The organism is Streptomyces malaysiensis subsp. malaysiensis (assembly GCF_040653035.1).
Lineage (GTDB): Bacteria > Actinomycetota > Actinomycetes > Streptomycetales > Streptomycetaceae > Streptomyces > Streptomyces malaysiensis.
Genome location: NZ_JBEZNG010000006.1, coordinates 205601 through 220112 on the forward strand (window position 1 = coordinate 205601; position 14512 = coordinate 220112).

General features: G+C 72.9%; 10 protein-coding genes and 3 tRNA genes. 4 read left to right on the top strand and 9 right to left on the bottom strand.

Features of this window, described 5'->3' with window-relative positions:
* Window positions 1-34: 34 nt before the first annotated feature.
* The 3 genes from AB0E24_RS15315 to AB0E24_RS15325 all read right to left on the bottom strand — a co-directional run bounded on the left by AB0E24_RS15315 (window position 35) and on the right by AB0E24_RS15325 (window position 436).
* A tRNA-Ile gene (locus tag AB0E24_RS15315) sits at window positions 35-111 on the bottom strand.
* Window positions 112-285: 174 nt separating this feature from the next.
* Window positions 286-358, bottom strand: a tRNA-Asn gene (locus AB0E24_RS15320).
* Window positions 359-363: 5 nt separating this feature from the next.
* Window positions 364-436: transfer RNA gene (locus AB0E24_RS15325), tRNA-Asn, on the bottom strand.
* Between the two features lie 249 nt (window positions 437-685).
* Between AB0E24_RS15325 and AB0E24_RS15330 the strand changes: the two genes are divergently transcribed.
* Window positions 686-955, top strand: a complete 270-nt coding sequence (locus AB0E24_RS15330; RefSeq protein ID WP_069866112.1) for a hypothetical protein — start codon at window positions 686-688, stop codon at window positions 953-955.
* A 25-nt stretch (window positions 956-980) separates the two neighbouring features.
* Complete coding sequence (locus tag AB0E24_RS15335) at window positions 981-2459, top strand: FGGY family carbohydrate kinase (RefSeq protein ID WP_359377329.1); 1479 nt, start codon at window positions 981-983, stop codon at window positions 2457-2459.
* A 165-nt stretch (window positions 2460-2624) separates the two neighbouring features.
* On the opposite strand, the gene AB0E24_RS15340 is transcribed toward AB0E24_RS15335, so the two are convergent.
* From AB0E24_RS15340 to AB0E24_RS15360, 5 genes are all read right to left on the bottom strand, one after another.
* The gene (locus AB0E24_RS15340) at window positions 2625-3962 is read right to left on the bottom strand and encodes an RNA polymerase sigma factor (RefSeq protein ID WP_435865289.1); all 1338 of its coding nucleotides are present in this window, start codon (window positions 3960-3962) and stop codon (window positions 2625-2627) included.
* Window positions 3963-4223: 261 nt separating this feature from the next.
* Window positions 4224-6212 (bottom strand): DNA primase, encoded by a 1989-nt coding sequence (dnaG, locus tag AB0E24_RS15345; RefSeq protein WP_069866106.1) that lies wholly within the window; start codon window positions 6210-6212, stop codon window positions 4224-4226.
* A gap of 74 nt (window positions 6213-6286) precedes the next feature.
* A complete protein-coding gene (locus AB0E24_RS15350; protein WP_069866104.1) occupies window positions 6287-7582 on the bottom strand; it encodes an NAD(P)/FAD-dependent oxidoreductase in 1296 nt (431 codons plus the stop codon).
* Window positions 7583-7863: 281 nt separating this feature from the next.
* Window positions 7864-9225 (bottom strand): deoxyguanosinetriphosphate triphosphohydrolase, encoded by a 1362-nt coding sequence (locus tag AB0E24_RS15355; protein ID WP_079257530.1) that lies wholly within the window; start codon window positions 9223-9225, stop codon window positions 7864-7866.
* Window positions 9222-10061 (bottom strand): sirohydrochlorin chelatase, encoded by an 840-nt coding sequence (locus AB0E24_RS15360; protein ID WP_359377592.1) that lies wholly within the window; start codon window positions 10059-10061, stop codon window positions 9222-9224. The genes AB0E24_RS15355 and AB0E24_RS15360 overlap by 4 nt, the downstream gene beginning before the upstream one ends.
* A gap of 298 nt (window positions 10062-10359) precedes the next feature.
* On the opposite strand from AB0E24_RS15360, the gene AB0E24_RS15365 reads away from it, so the two are divergent.
* Window positions 10360-12669, top strand: coding sequence for a molybdopterin oxidoreductase family protein (locus tag AB0E24_RS15365; protein ID WP_359377335.1), 2310 nt, complete (start codon window positions 10360-10362; stop codon window positions 12667-12669).
* A 30-nt stretch (window positions 12670-12699) separates the two neighbouring features.
* Here AB0E24_RS15365 and AB0E24_RS15370 read toward each other — a convergent pair whose 3' ends face one another.
* Window positions 12700-13686, bottom strand: a complete 987-nt coding sequence (locus tag AB0E24_RS15370) for an adenosine deaminase (protein ID WP_359377338.1) — start codon at window positions 13684-13686, stop codon at window positions 12700-12702.
* A gap of 155 nt (window positions 13687-13841) precedes the next feature.
* Between AB0E24_RS15370 and AB0E24_RS15375 the strand changes: the two genes are divergently transcribed.
* Entirely contained in the window at window positions 13842-14504 is a 663-nt protein-coding gene (locus AB0E24_RS15375) for a Uma2 family endonuclease (protein WP_359377340.1), read from the top strand.
* The last annotated feature ends 8 nt before the right edge of the window (window positions 14505-14512 follow it).

The window sequence follows — 14512 nt, forward strand, 5'->3', positions numbered from 1 at the left end:
CGCAGGTCAGAATGGGTCTGCCCGCGTAGTGCCCTGGTGGGGCGGGTGGGACTCGAACCCACGGCCGACGGATTATGAGTCCGCTGCTCTAACCGGCTGAGCTACCGCCCCGTAACGGCGCGTCGTGCACATCCGCGCGCGCCGTCTGCCGCAGCATAGCTGCTCATACGATCTGCTGCTTCGGAGGGCCGATGCTGGAAGCCCCCCTGGCTTCGATCATGACGTAGATCACGCGCGGAGGGGTCCGGAAATGAAAAAGGACCCCTCGAGGGGTCCTCCTCCCAGCTCCCCCGACTGGACTCGAACCAGTAACCCTCCGGTTAACAGCCGAATGCTCTGCCAATTGAGCTACAGGGGACCGAGCTCCCCCGACTGGACTCGAACCAGTAACCTGCCGGTTAACAGCCGGCTGCTCTGCCAATTGAGCTACAGGGGATTGCTCCGTGTGCCGCGACCGTGACCCCGCCCGGCGGTTCCCGGACGGCGTGCGCTCGCTGCGACACATACATTAGCGCAAGCAGGGGGGTGCTCCGCCAATCGGTATCGCCGCGTCCGCCCCCGCGCGATCCTCGGCCGATCCAGGGATGATCTTCTACGTGATCGAGGGTGATCTGCGGCACGGGCGGGTAGGCGTGCGGCACGACCCCGGGGTCCAGTTGTGAAGGACAGCGAGAAGGGCAGGTCGATGCGCTACCGGCTGACGTTCATCACCGGGATGGCTGTGGGTTACGTACTGGGCACGCGAGCCGGCCGCGAGCGGTACGAGCAGTTGCGCGCGTGCGCGCAGAAGCTCGCGCAGAACCCGGCCGTCCGCAATACCGCCGAGTCGGCCGCGCAGGGAGGCCGGCAGGCCGCCGTGAAGGCGCTGGACAAGGTCCGGCCGCTGCGCGAGAAGATCGGGCAGCGCGACGCCCGCGCCGTACGAGAGGACGACTGGGGCACCAGCAACACCTAGCCGCGGCGGTGGCATGATCTGATCCATGGGGATAGTCGCCGGGTTGGACAGTTCGTCCGAGAGCACACGAATCGTCGTCTGTGACACCGATACGGGTGCCGTGATCAAACAGGGGTACGCCCCGCACCCGGTCGGCGGCAGCGGCGATGTGGATCCACAGACGTGGCTGATGTCCCTCGGCGAGGCCGCCGAGGGCGGGCTGCTCGAAGGGGTCCAGGCCATCGGCGTCTCGGCGCAGCAGCACGGGCTGCTGGCGCTGGACGCGGGCGGGGTGCTGGTGCGCCCCGCCTCGATGGGCAACGACAAGCGCGCACAGTCCGCGGCCGCCGACCTCACCGAGGCGCTCGGCGGCCGCACCGCGTGGGCCCAGGCGGTCGGCGCCGTGCCGACCGCCTCGCAGCCGGTGGCCAAACTGCGCTGGCTGGCGCGGAACGAGCCGGAGTCGGCGCACCGCGTGGCCGAGCTGATGCAGCCGCACGACTGGCTGGTGTGGCAGCTCCTGGGACGGCCGATGCGGCGTACGACCGACCGCGGCACGGCCTCCAGCAGCGGCTACTGGTCGGCGGCGAGCGGATCCTGGCGCCCCGACCTGGTGCAGCTGGCCCTCGGTCACCAGGTGCGGCTGCCCGAGGTGATCGGCCCGGCCGACGCCGCCGGGCACACCCCCGAGGGGCTGCTGATCTCCGCCGGTACGGGCGAGACCATGGCCGCCGCCTTCGGGCTCGGGGTCGGGATCGGCGACGCGGTGATCTCGCTGGGCGCCTCCGGCTCGGTCTTCTCCGTGCACCATGAGGCGCTGGCCGATCCGACCGGCACGATCCTGTCGTACGCCGACGCCACCGGAATGCATCTGCCGGTGGTGCATACGCTCAACGCGGTACGGACGCTGCGCGGTACGGCGGAGTTGCTCAGCACGGATCTCGAGGGGCTGTCCGCGCTCGCGATGAAGTCCACCCCGGGGTCGTACGGGCTGGTGTTCCTGCCCTATCTGGAGGGCGAGCGGACCCCGCATCTGCCGCATACGGCGGGCACGCTGACCGGGCTGCGCCGCGAGTCGATGAAGCCCGAACATCTGGCGCGGGCCGCGTTCGAGGGGATGCTGTGCGGGCTCGCGGACGCGCTGGACGTGCTGCGCGGGCGCGGTGTCCAGGTGCGGCGCGTCTTCCTGCTCGGGCCCGCGGCCGATCTCCAGGCCGTCCGCGCGATCGCGCCCGCGCTGCTGGGGGCGCGGATCGTGGTGCCGCAGCCCGCCGACTACGCCGCGCTGGGCGCGGCCCGCCAGGCCGCGTGGGCGCTGGGCGTCTCGCACGGCACCCAGTCGCCGCACGAGCCGCCGCGCTGGCCGGCCGCGGCGAGCCAGGTCTTCGAACCTGGCGAGGACCTGCCGGTGGGGCAGTCGGTGCGGCAGCAGTACGTGGCGGTGCGAGAGCAGACCCACCCCGGGGCCTTCGAGCCCGGCGTCTTCGAGCCGGGCGCCCAGGAGGCCATGAGGCATGAGGCATGAGGCGACAGGAGAGTACGGGGCCATGTGAGGGCCCGCGGACGGGAGGCCCCGCCCGCGCGCGAGGCTTCGCCGCCAGGGCCTGTCCGGGGTTGTGATCTGGGCTCGCGGGGCGTGGCGCCTGCGCTCGCCGCGTTGCCGGAACCAGATCACAACCCCGGACAGGCCCTAATCCAGATAGCCGCGGAGCTGATCGGCGAAGGCGTGGTCGCGGAGCTTGTTGAGCGTCTTCGACTCGATCTGGCGGATCCGCTCCCGCGTCACCCCGAAGATCCGGCCGATCTCCTCCAGGGTGCGGGGGCGGCCGTCGGCCAGTCCGTAGCGCAGCTGCACCACCTTGCGTTCGCGTTCGCCGAGCGTCGACAGCACGGCCTCCAGATGCTCGCGGAGCAGCAGGAAAGCCGCGGACTCCACGGGTGAGGCCGCGTCGCCGTCCTCGATGAGGTCGCCGAGTGCGACATCGTCCTCCTCGCCCACCGGCGCGTGGAGCGACACCGGCTCCTGGGCCAGCCGCAGCACCTCGCTCACCCGCTCCGGGAGGAGGTCGAGATGGGCGGCGACCTCTTCGGGGGTGGGTTCGTAGCCGCGCTCCTGGAGCATCCGGCGCTGGACCCGGACCACCCGGTTGATCAGCTCGACGACATGCACCGGGACCCGGATCGTCCGGGCCTGGTCGGCCAGGGCGCGGGACATGGCCTGGCGGATCCACCAGGTGGCGTACGTCGAGAACTTGTACCCGCGGGCGTAGTCGAACTTCTCGACCGCGCGGATCAGGCCGAGGTTGCCCTCCTGGACCAGGTCGAGCATGGTCAGACCGCGGCCGACATAGCGCTTGGCGACGGAGACGACGAGGCGGAGGTTGGCCTCGATCAGCCGGCGCTTGGCCATCCGGCCCAGGACCACCAACCGGTCCAGGTCCAGGGCGAGTTGAGTGTCCAGGTCGGAGGCGTTGCCGAGCTTCTCCTCGGCGAAGAGACCCGCCTCGACCCGGCGGGCCAGCTCGACCTCCTCGACCGCGGAGAGCAGCGGGATCCGCCCGATCTCGCGGAGGTACTGGCGGAAGAGGTCGGCGGAGGGGCCGCTGGAGTCGGCGCGGGCGGGCGGCCCGACCGGTTCGACGGGCTCTTCGGCTTCCACGGCCTCCACGGGCTCGGTGGGCCCGGCGGGCTCCTCGGGTTCCGCTTCGGGGGCGCCGTCGGCCGCGGGGCCGGAGACCGTGTCGGGGGCGAGGTCGGCCAGGGGGTCCGGTGCGGCGTCCTGGCCGGTATCCGGTGCGCCTTCCGGGGCGAGCTCCGTCGAGTCCTCGGGCACGGCCGGCGCTACCGCTGTGGCGTGGGGCGGGTGGGGCGACCGGGGGTGCGGCGAAGGTGCCGCGTCGGTGAGGGTCTGGGTCTGCACGGGGGCGACCTCCAGGGTGATCGCTGCTGAGGGGGCAGAACGATCGGGCACGGCACGGCGGCCGCGCCGCCGTCCGTCCCGTACGTCTTGAGCGACTCTGCGGGGGATTCCGGCCCTACCCGGCCAACACCGCCGCGCTCCGAGGACTCAGGCACCGCAACCAGTGTGGAGTACGACGCAGGCCCGCCACGAGGGGCGTGCGGGCACTTTTTGCTCAGCGGGCCGTGACCGTACGACTACCCGGCGGCTACAGCGACCCCTACGGTCCGCCCGCCGACCCACGAACGGGCTGGCCGGAACCCATCCACCGGCCCCGTGCCGCACTCACCGGTCCGGTGCGGCCCCGGACTCCCTGAGCACCCGCTTTCCCTACAGCGCCGCCGCGCCCCGGTCCCGGAGCGACTGGCCGTACTGCTGGAGCACCCACAGCTCGTTCTGCACGGCGGCGAGGTGGGCGGGGTCCGCGTGCTGCCCCAGGCGCTGGAGGGCGCCCCGCACCTCGGTCACGCGGTGGTTCACCGCGGCCAGCCGTACGGCCACCAACTGCACGCCCGCGTAGATCTCGTCCGGGTCGCGGCGGGTGTGCGGCGGCTCGACGGCGAGCTCGGTGACCATGGCCCGGACCGTGTCGTCGGGCGCCGCCTCCCGGACCCGGGCGAGATAGTCGGCGTCCGCCGCGGCCGCGCCGCCCGCGTCCTCGATGGCGCGGCGCACCGCCGCGTACGGCGGGGCGGTGAACTCGTCGATGCCGTAGGCGTCGAAGGCCGGGGAGACCAGCTGGGGGTGTTGCAGCGCCAGCTTGAGCAGCTCGCGCTCGACGCGGTGGGCGGGGCTGCGCAGATTCAGCGCCGGACCTCGCGGGACCGGCGGCGCACCGGCCGCGCCAGGTCCTCCGGGCCCACCGGGACCAGCCGGACCGCCGGGGCCGCCGCCGCGCTGGTCACCGCGGCCGCCGTACCGGGATCCCCCCGGGCCGCCGCCCCGCTGATCGCCGCGGCCACCGTGCTCCGGGCCGCCGTTCTGCCTGCTGCGGGCCAGCCCGCGCACCCGGCGGATGATCGACTGCTCCTCGGCCTGGGTGGCGATGCCGACCATCCCGATCAGCCGGATCGCATAGCGGTCCCGCAGCCCCGGGTTCTTGATCGCCGCGACGACCGGCACCGCCTCGTCGACCGCGGCGATCCGCCCCTCCTCGGTGTCCAGGTTGTAGCGGGAGACGATCGACTTCAGCGCGAAGGCGAACAGCGGGGTGCGGCTTTCGACCAGGTCCGCCACGGCCTCGTCACCGCGGGCCAGGCGGAGTTCGCACGGGTCCATCCCGTCGGGGGTGATCGCGATGGAGGTCTCGGCGGCGAACCGCTGGTCGTCCTCGAAGGCGCGCAGCGCGGCCTTCTGCCCGGCCGCGTCGCCGTCGAAGGTGAAGACGACCTCCGCCCCGGAGTTGTCCATCAGCAGCCGGCGGAGGATCTTGATGTGATCGCCGCCGAAGGAGGTGCCGCAGGTGGCGATGGCGGTGGTGACGCCCGCGAGATGGCAGGCCATGACGTCCGTATAGCCCTCGACCACCACCGCCCGGCTGCTCTTGGCGATCTCCTTCTTGGCGAGGTCGATGCCGTAGAGGACCTGGGACTTCCGGTAGAGCGGGGTCTCGGGGGTGTTGAGGTACTTCGGGCCGTTGTCATCGTCGCGCAGCTTGCGGGCGCCGAAGCCGACGACCTCACCGGAGATGTCCCGGATCGGCCACATCAGCCGGCCCCGGAAGCGGTCGATGGGACCGCGGCGGCCCTCCTGGACGAGCCCGGAGAGGATCAGCTCCTTGTCGGTGAAGCCACGGCCGCGCAGATAGCGGACGAGGTGGTCCCAGCCGGCCGGGCTGTAGCCGACGCCGAAGTGCTGCGCCGCGGCCTGGTCGAAGCCGCGCTGGGCCAGGAAGGTGCGGCCGATCTCCGCCTCGGGGCCGTCCAGCTGCTCGATGTAGAACTGCGCGGCCGCCTTGTGGGCCTCGACCAGCCGGGTGCGCTCGCCCTGCTGGCGGCCGGGGGTGTAGCCACCCTCCTCGTAGCGCAGGGTGATCCCGGCCTGGGAGGCCAGCCGCTCGATGGTCTCGGCGAAGGAGAGGTGGTCGATCTTCATGATGAAGTCGACCGTGTCGCCGCCCTCCTGGCAGCCGAAGCAGTAGTAGAGCCCCTTGCTGGGGCTGACCTGGAAGGACGGGCTCTTCTCGTCATGGAAGGGGCACAGGCCCTTGAGATTGCCACCGCCCGCGTTACGCAGCTGGAGGTATTCGGATACGACGGCGTCGATCGGGACCGCTGCCCGCACCGCCTTCACGTCGTCATCGTTGATCCTGCCTGCCACGCCCGAATTCTACGGCCGGGGTCCGACATGGCCATCCGCCGCCTGCCGGACCCCGGCGAATGCGCGCCAGGCAACTACGTGAGCAGCGAGTTCAGCGGGACGGACGGGTCGGCCAGGGCCGCCGGGTCGAGCTGGTGGCCGCCGCGGATGAGCCGTTGGATCGATTCGGTGACGTCCCAGACGTTGACGTTCATGCCCGCGAGCAGCCGGCCGTCGTTCAGCCAGAAGGCGATGAACTGCCGCTTGCCGACGTCGCCGCGCACCAGCACCTGGTCGTACGAGCCGGGCGGGGCGTAGCCGGAGTACTCCAGGCCGACGTCGTACTGGTCGGAGAAGAAGTACGGCACCCGGTCGTACGCGACGTCCTGGCCGAGCATGGCGCGAGCCGCCGCCGGGCCGCCGTTGAGGGCGTTGGCCCAGTGCTCGACGCGCAGCCGCGCGCTCGGCGGGAGTGCGGCCCGTACGGGGGTGCCCTCGAGGAACGCGAGCGGGGCGGAGGCCGCGTCGCCCGCCGCGAAGATGTCCGGATCGCTGGTGCGCAGCGAGGCGTCGACCGCGATACCGCCGCCCGCCGCGCGGTCCACCACCTCCAGACCCGCGGCCTCGGCGAGGGCGGTGCGCGGGGCGGCGCCGATGGCGGCCAGCACGCTGTGGGCGGGGTGCTCCTCGCCGTCGTCGGTGAGGGCGGCCAGCACCATGCCGTCCTGGCCGGTGATCTCGGTGAGGCGGGCGCCGAAGTGGAAGCGGACGCCGTGCTCACCGTGGAGGTCGGCGAAGAGGGCGCCCAGCTCGGGGCCGAGGACGGGGTGGAGCGGGGTGGGCTCGGGCTCGACGATGGTCACCTCGGCGCCGTAGCCGCGGGCGGCGGCCGCGACCTCCAGGCCGATCCAGCCCGCGCCCGCGATGACCAGCTGGCCGTTGTCCCGGCCGAGGGCGGTGAGGACGCCCTTCAGCCGCTCGGCGTGGGCGAGCCGGCGCAGATGGTGGACCCCGGCCAGATCGGTGCCGGGGATGTCGAGGCGGCGCGGCTCGGCGCCGGTGGCCAGCAGCAGCCGGTCGTAGTGGACCCGGGCGCCGTCGCCCAGGGTGACGGCCTTGGCCGCGCGGTCCAGGTGGACGGCGGGCAGGCCGAGGTGGAGCTCGATATCGGACTGGGCGTACCAGGCGGGCTCGTGGACGAAGACGCTGTCGCGCTCCTGGCTGCCGGTGAGGAAGCCCTTGGACAGCGGGGGCCGTTCATAGGGGTGGTCGCGCTCGTCACAGATGAGGATCACCCGCCCGGTGAATCCCTCCGCTCGAAGGGTTTCCGCGGCTTTCGCCCCGGCCAGGCCCCCTCCGACAATGACGAATGTCTGGTGTGCGTCGACCACTTGTGTCCTCCTCGCTGCCGAGCGGTGCCGAGCAGTTCCGCTATCAGTGCCTTACCCCGGTCACATCAGGTCGTGCCGTCACCGCCCCGGAAGCTGTGCGGAAACCTGAGCGGAAACGCTGTGCCGGACGGTGCTGGACCGTATACCGAATACCGAAAGCCGTACCGAACGCTGTGTCAAAGGGGAGCCTCCCGCACCGGGCGTGCGTCGGGAAGGGCCGGTAGGCCGTATGTGTGCACGGAAACCGCGTCCGGCGGGCGATGCTTCAGGCGGGCGGTGCTTCAGGCGGTGAGCCGGGCGTGCAGCCCCCGGGCCGAGGTGTCGGTCAGGGAGGCGATCTGGTCGACGATCGACCGCAGCCGGCCGCGGTCGTCCCCGGCCGCGTCGAAGAGGCCCCGGAACTGGGGGTCCAGGCCGTCGGGGGCGCGGGCGATCAGGGCGGCGCCCAGCTCGGCGATGACCACGCGCTGATCGGCCCGGAGCAGCTCCTGGTCGGCGCGCTGGATGACGTACCGGTCGGCGACCGCCTTGAGGACCGCGCACTCCAGGTGGATGGCGCGCGGCACGACCAGCTCGGCGTGGTAGCGGGTGAAGCGGCCGGTGCCGTACGCCGCACGGGTGGCGCCCTCGGCGGCCAGGCAGAAGCGGCCGATGAGCTGGCTGGTGGCGTCCTTGAGACGGGCCTGGGCGACGGACGAGCCGTCATAGCCGTGCGGCCACCACTCCTGGCCCAGCAGCCGGTCCAGCGCCTCGGCCAGCTCCCCGGGCTCGGCCCCGGGGGCGTAGCGGTCCGCGGCGACGGCGAAGACCTCGCGGCGCTCGGGCCCGGAGAGCAGGCTCGCGGGGTCCAGATGGCCCGCGTGCAGCCCGTCCTCGACATCGTGGACGGAGTAGGCGACATCGTCGGACCAGTCCATGACCTGGGCCTCGAAGGTCGTACGGCCCTCGGGGGCGCCCTGCCGGTACCACTCGAAGATCGGGATGTCGTCCTCGTAGACCCCGAACTTCGGGGAGCCGGGGCTGTGCGGATGGCCGCCGCGCGGCCAGGGGTACTTGGTGGCGGCGTCCAGCGCGGCGCGCGTGAGGTTGAGGCCGACGCTCACCGGCTCGCCGGTCTTCCGGTCGGGCACGAACCGCTTCGGTTCGAGCCGGGCCAGCAGCCGCAGCGACTGCGCGTTCCCCTCGAAGCCGCCGCAGGGCTCGGCGATCTCGTTGAGCACCCGCTCGCCGTTGTGCCCGAACGGCGGATGGCCGAGGTCATGGGCGAGGCAGGCCATCTCCACCAGATCCGGGTCGCAGCCGAGCGCGGCCCCCAGCTCACGGCCCACCTGGGCGCACTCAAGGGAGTGGGTCAGCCGGGTGCGGGGCGTGCCGTCGAAGGCCGGGGCGCGCCCGGCCGGTCCGGGGTCGGCGGCCGGTGCGGCGGGCACCACCTGGGTCTTCCCGGCCAGTCGGCGCAGCGCGGCGGAGTGCAGCACCCGCGCCCGGTCCCGCTGGAAGGCGGTCCGGCCCGGTCGCTTGTCGGGCTCGGGCGCCCAGCGCTCGAGGTCCGCCGCGGCGTAGCCGGGGACGCGGCGGGTGTCGGCCTCGGGGGCACCGGCCCAAGGGGCCGGATCGGGTTCAGGGGGCGCGCTGGGGCTCATACCCCGACGGTAGCCGCCGGGTGTGGCAGGGGCGCAGAGGCGAGGGCCTGTTCGTAGCGGCGGAGCACGAGCCGCGCCACCGCCGGGTGGGCGCCGAGCGGGGCGGCGGCGACACCGGGGGCGGCGTTCGCGCACTGGGTGGCGAAGCGGCCGGGCGCGGTGAAGTAGGAGGCCACCGCGATCCGGTCACGGCCGAGCGCGGCCAGCGCCCGTACGGCCTCGGGCACGGTGGGGCCGGAGCCGGAGGCGTAGCCGGGCAGCACGGGCACACCGCCGAGCCGGGCGCCGAGCAGGGCGGCGGTCCGGGCCGTGTCGGCGGCCGCGTCCGGGTCGCGGGAGCCCGCGGCGGCCAGGACGACGCCGGCCCGGTGCGGGGCCGCTCGGTGAGGAGCCGCGCGGTACGGGGCCGCGGCCCGCCACCCCGCCTCGGCCAACCGGGCGTCCAGCGCCTCGGCGAGCAGCGGGTCGGGGCCGAGCGGAGCGGCGATCCGGGCGGTGAGGTGGGGCGCGGCGGCGACCGCGTCCGGGATGTCCTGTTTGATGTGGTAGCCGCGGCTCAGCAGCAGCGGGACGAGCACCACCTCGCCGCGCAGCGCGGCCAGCGTGTCGCTCAGCAGCGGCTGGTTGAGCTCGATATGGCCGAGGCGTACGGGCAGCCCGGGGCGGAGCGCGCGGACGCGGTCCAGGAGGGCGGTCACGGTGCTCAGCGCCTCGGGGTCCCGGCTGCCATGGGCGACGGCGACGAGCGTCGGCGGGCAGTCGCGGCGACCCCGGCGGACGCCGTGGGCGCCCAGCCGGTCGAGCTGGGTGGTGAGCTGTGCGGTGAACCGGGTCATGAGCCGCTGGGCGCTGTCGAAGTCCGCCGTACCGTCGAAGCCCGCCTTACCGTCCAAGCCTGCCGCGCCGTCGAAGGCCGCCCCGCTGTCGGGGCGAAGGGGACCGGAGAGACCAAGGGGACCAGGGTCGAGCGTCATGGCCAGAGCCTGGCAGCGGCAGATTGCACCGCCGTTGCGCCGCCGTGACAGGTGGTTGCGCCGATTTCACCGGCCGCCGGGCCCCGCGCTGAGGTCCGCGCCCCGCAGGCGTAATCCGAGGTGACGCGCGCCGTAACACGGCCGTAGCACGCTCCTGGGCATGGCGTACGTCCCCGGGGAGCACTCCCCCGCCTCCGACCCCGTCGACACGCACTGCCCTTACTGTTCGCTCCAGTGCGGTATGGCGCTGCGCCCGGTGGTGCCGGACGGCGGGCCGGTCGGTGTCGAGGTCGTCGAGCGCACCGCGTTCCCCGTCAACCGTGGCGCGCTGTGCGGTAAGGGCCGCACCGCGCCCGCCGTGCTCTCCTCCCGGGTGCGTCTGACCGAGCCGCTGGTCCGCCGCCCTGACTCCGGCCGGCTCGAACCGGCCACCTGGGAGGAGGCCCTCGACCGGATCGCCGAGGGCCTGGCGGCCACCGGCCGGGCGTACGGCCGCGACGCGGTGGGGGTCTTCGGCGGCGGCGGGCTGACCAACGAGAAGGCGTACGCGCTGGGGAAGTTCGCCCGGGTGGTGCTCGGCACCTCGCAGATCGACTACAACGGCCGGTTCTGCATGTCCTCGGCCGCCGCCGCCCATCAGCGGGCCTTCGGTCTTGACCGAGGGCTGCCGTTCCCGCTGGCGGACGTGGCCCGCACCGGATGCGTCGTCCTCGTCGGCTCGAACCTGGCCGAGACCATGCCGCCCGCGCTGCGCCATCTGACCGAGCTGAAGGAGGCGGGCGGTCGGCTGATCGTGGTCGATCCCCGGCGGACCCGTACGGCGGAGCAGGCGGATCTGCATCTGGCGCCGCGCCCCGGCACCGATCTCGCGCTCGCGCTGGGGCTGCTGCACCTGGTGGTCGCGGAGGGCCGGGTGGACGAGGAGTTCGTCGAACGGCGCACCAGCGGCTGGCCCGAGGCGCGGGCCGCCGCGATGGCCCACTGGCCGGAGCTGGTGGAGCGGATCACGGGCGTACCGGTTCCTGAGCTCCGTAAGGCCGTCACGATGTTCTGCGGCGCCGAGAACTCCATGGTGCTGACGGCCCGGGGCCCCGAGCAGCAGTCCAAGGGCACCGACACCGTCGGCGCGTGGATCAACCTGTGCCTGGCCACCGGCCGCGCGGGCCGCCCGCTGTCCGGCTACGGCTGCCTGACCGGCCAGGGCAACGGCCAAGGCGGCCGCGAACACGGCCAGAAGGCCGATCAGCTGCCCGGCTACCGCAAGCTGGACGACCCGGCCGCACGCGCCCATGTGGCGGCCGTATGGGGCGTCGAGCCGGACGCCCTCCCCGGGCCGGGGCGCAGCGCGTACCAGCTCCTGGACGCGCTCGGAGGGGACGTCCGGGCGCTGCTGCTGATGGGCTCCAACCCGCTGGTCTCCGCCCCGCGCGCGGCCCATGTGGAGTCCCGGCTGCGGTCGCTGGACTTCCTGGCCGTCGCCGATGTCGTGCTCTCGGAGACCGCCGCGCTCGCCGATGTGGTCCTGCCGGTGGCCCAATGGGCCGAGGAGACCGGGACCATGACCAACCTGGAGGGCCGGGTCGTCCTCCGCCGCGCGGCCCTCACCCCGCCGCCGGGCGTCCGGACGGATCTCCAGGTACTGGGCGGGCTCGCGGCCCGGCTCGGCTGGGAGAAGGGGTTCCCGGCCGACGCGGAGGAGGTCTTCGAGGAGCTGCGGCGGGCGTCGGCCGGGGGCCCGGCGGACTACTCGGGCATCACATACCGGAGGATCGCGGAGGAGGACGGGGTTTTCTGGCCCTGTCCGGAGCGGACGGAGCGGACGGAGGGGGCGATGGGGGCGGAGGGGACGGAGGCGGACGGCTCCGAGGGCGCGGGGAGAGCCGACTCCGTGGCCGCGGAGTCGGCCGACCCCGAGGGCGCGGAGCGGGCCCAGGGCGCGGAGCGGGCCGACCCCGACGGCGCGAAGGGGACCGGCTCCGGGGGTGCCGGGCGGGCCGGAGGTCCGCACCCCGGTACGCCACGGCTCTTCCTCGACCGCTTCGCCACCGACGACGGGCGGGCCCGCTTCGCCCCGGTCGGCCACCGCCCGGCGGCCGAGGAGCCGGACGCCGAGTACCCCGTGCTGCTGACGACGGGCCGGGTGCTGGCCCAATACCAGTCCGGCGCCCAGACCCGGCGCGTCGCCGAGCTCAACGAGGCCGCGCCCGGCCCCTACGTCCAGCTCCATCCGCGGCTCGCGGAGCGGCTGGGGGCGGTCGAGGGGGCACCGATCGCGGTGGTCTCCCGGCGCGGCCGCGCCGTGGCCCCGGCGCGTATCAGCCGGGACATCCGGCCGGACACGGTGTTCATGCCGTTCCACTGGGCGGGGCCGGGGCGGGCCAACACGGTGACGAACCCGGCGCTGGACCCGGTCTCGCGAATGCCGGAGTTCAAGGTGTGCGCGGTACGGCTGGAGCTGTCCGAGGGCTGATCGCGCACCGGAACCCCGCGCACTGGGGTCTCAGCGGGCCCAGCCCTCGACCTCCTTCAGGTACGCCGCCCGCGTCTCCTCGTCCAGGAAGGCGGCCTGGAAGGAGTTGCGGGCCAGGGTGCGCAGAGTGGCCTCGTCGAGGCCGAGCGCGTCCCGTACGGCGGTGTAGTTGTCGCCCACGTAGCCGCCGAAGTAGGCGGGGTCGTCGGAGTTGACGGTCACCAGCAGACCGGCGTCCAGCATCGCGGGCAGCGGATGGTCCTGAAGGCGGTCCACGACGCGCAGCCGGACGTTCGACAGGGGGCAGACGGTCAACGGGGTCCGGTCCGCGACCAGCCGGGCCACCAGCGCCTCGTCCTCCAGGCTCCGCACCCCGTGGTCGACGCGGTCCACGCCGAGGACGTCCAGCGCCTCCCACACATACGCGGGCGGCCCCTCCTCCCCCGCGTGCGCGACGCACTTCAGCCCCGCCTCCCGCGCCAGCGCGTACACCTCGCGGAACTTCGACGGCGGATGCCCGACCTCCGCCGAGTCCAGCCCGACGGCGGCGATCCGGTCCAGGTGGGGGCGGGCCGCCTCGAAGGTCGCCAGGGCCGACTCGGCGCTCTCGTCGCGCAGAAAGCACATGATCAGGCGCGTGGTGATGCCGTACGTCCGCGGCGCCGCGTCCAGCGCGCGGCCGATCCCACGGATCACCGTGTCGATCTCCACACCGCGCGCGGTGTGCGCCTGCGGATCGAAGAAGATCTCCGCATGGCGCACCCCCTGCGCACGGGCGCGGGCGAGATACGCGTCGGTGAGATCGGCGAAGTCGTCCTCGGTGCGCAGCACGGTCATCAGCGCGTAGTAGAGGTTCAGGAAGTCCTGAAGGCCCCCGAAGGAGTACGCGGCCCGCAGCTCCTCCCGCGTGGCGAACGGCAGCTCGACCCCATTGCGCCCGGCCAGCGCGAAGGCCAGATCGGGCTCCAGGGTGCCCTCGATATGGAGATGGAGCTCTGCGGTGGGAATCGGGGGCATGACGGGGATCACCTGCTGGTTTTCGGCGGTACGGGATGGCTGGTCAAGGCTATGCGGGAGCGGATACATCACCCTTGTGGGGGTACTGCGAACGAAAGACGGATACCGCCGGAAGGCCGTCGCCACGGTGAGCGAAACAGTACGCTCCGTAGCAGATGGAGGACGCGGTGACCGCGATATTGGAGCGGCCGATGACCACAGAAAACACACCGGCAGCCGAGCAGCCCCGAGAGGAGCCCGTGAAGGGGTTCGAGGAACTGCTCCGGGCCACGGAGGAACTGGATACGCCGGACGGCTACAAGGCCGAACTCATCAGGGGGAAGATCGTCGTGTCGCCGTGGTCGAGGCTGCCATACCTGTGGCCCATGCGGGAACTTCGGCTGCGGCTGGAGCCCCATGCGCCCAAGGGGCACATCGCTGAGACCTCGCCCTTTCTCTTCACCTTCCCCTCCGTTGAGCGGGCATTCGGTCCGGATCTGTTCATCGCGGATGGCAAGGCCTTCCGGGGGGTTGAGGGACGACATGCCGACAGTGAGGCACTGTCCCTCGTCGCCGAGTTCACGTCCGTCTCCACCCGAGATGTCGACTGGCAGGAGAAGCTCGAGGTCTACGGGCGTCATGTGCCGGTCTACCTCGTGGTCGACATGCAGGCCGAGGAGATCACGGCATTCTGGGATCCGTCGGACCGCGGGTACCACGCGCGGATGACCGTCCCGTTCGGTAAGCCGCTGACCATCCCCGTGCCGTTCGACTTCGAGCTCGACACGAACATCTTCCTGGAGACCGAGGAGCCCGAAGAGGAGGAAACCACCGAGTAGTCCGAAGG

Coding starts and splice junctions, on each gene's coding strand:
- AB0E24_RS15330 (WP_069866112.1), top strand. CDS start 686: ATGCGCTACCGGCTGACGTTCATCACCGGGATGGCTGTGGGTTACGTA.
- AB0E24_RS15335 (WP_359377329.1), top strand. CDS start 981: ATGGGGATAGTCGCCGGGTTGGACAGTTCGTCCGAGAGCACACGAATC.
- AB0E24_RS15355 (WP_079257530.1), bottom strand. CDS start 9,225: ATGAGCCCCAGCGCGCCCCCTGAACCCGATCCGGCCCCTTGGGCCGGT.
- AB0E24_RS15360 (WP_359377592.1), bottom strand. CDS start 10,061: ATGACCCGGTTCACCGCACAGCTCACCACCCAGCTCGACCGGCTGGGC.
- AB0E24_RS15365 (WP_359377335.1), top strand. CDS start 10,360: ATGGCGTACGTCCCCGGGGAGCACTCCCCCGCCTCCGACCCCGTCGAC.
- AB0E24_RS15370 (WP_359377338.1), bottom strand. CDS start 13,686: ATGCCCCCGATTCCCACCGCAGAGCTCCATCTCCATATCGAGGGCACC.
- AB0E24_RS15375 (WP_359377340.1), top strand. CDS start 13,842: ATGGAGGACGCGGTGACCGCGATATTGGAGCGGCCGATGACCACAGAA.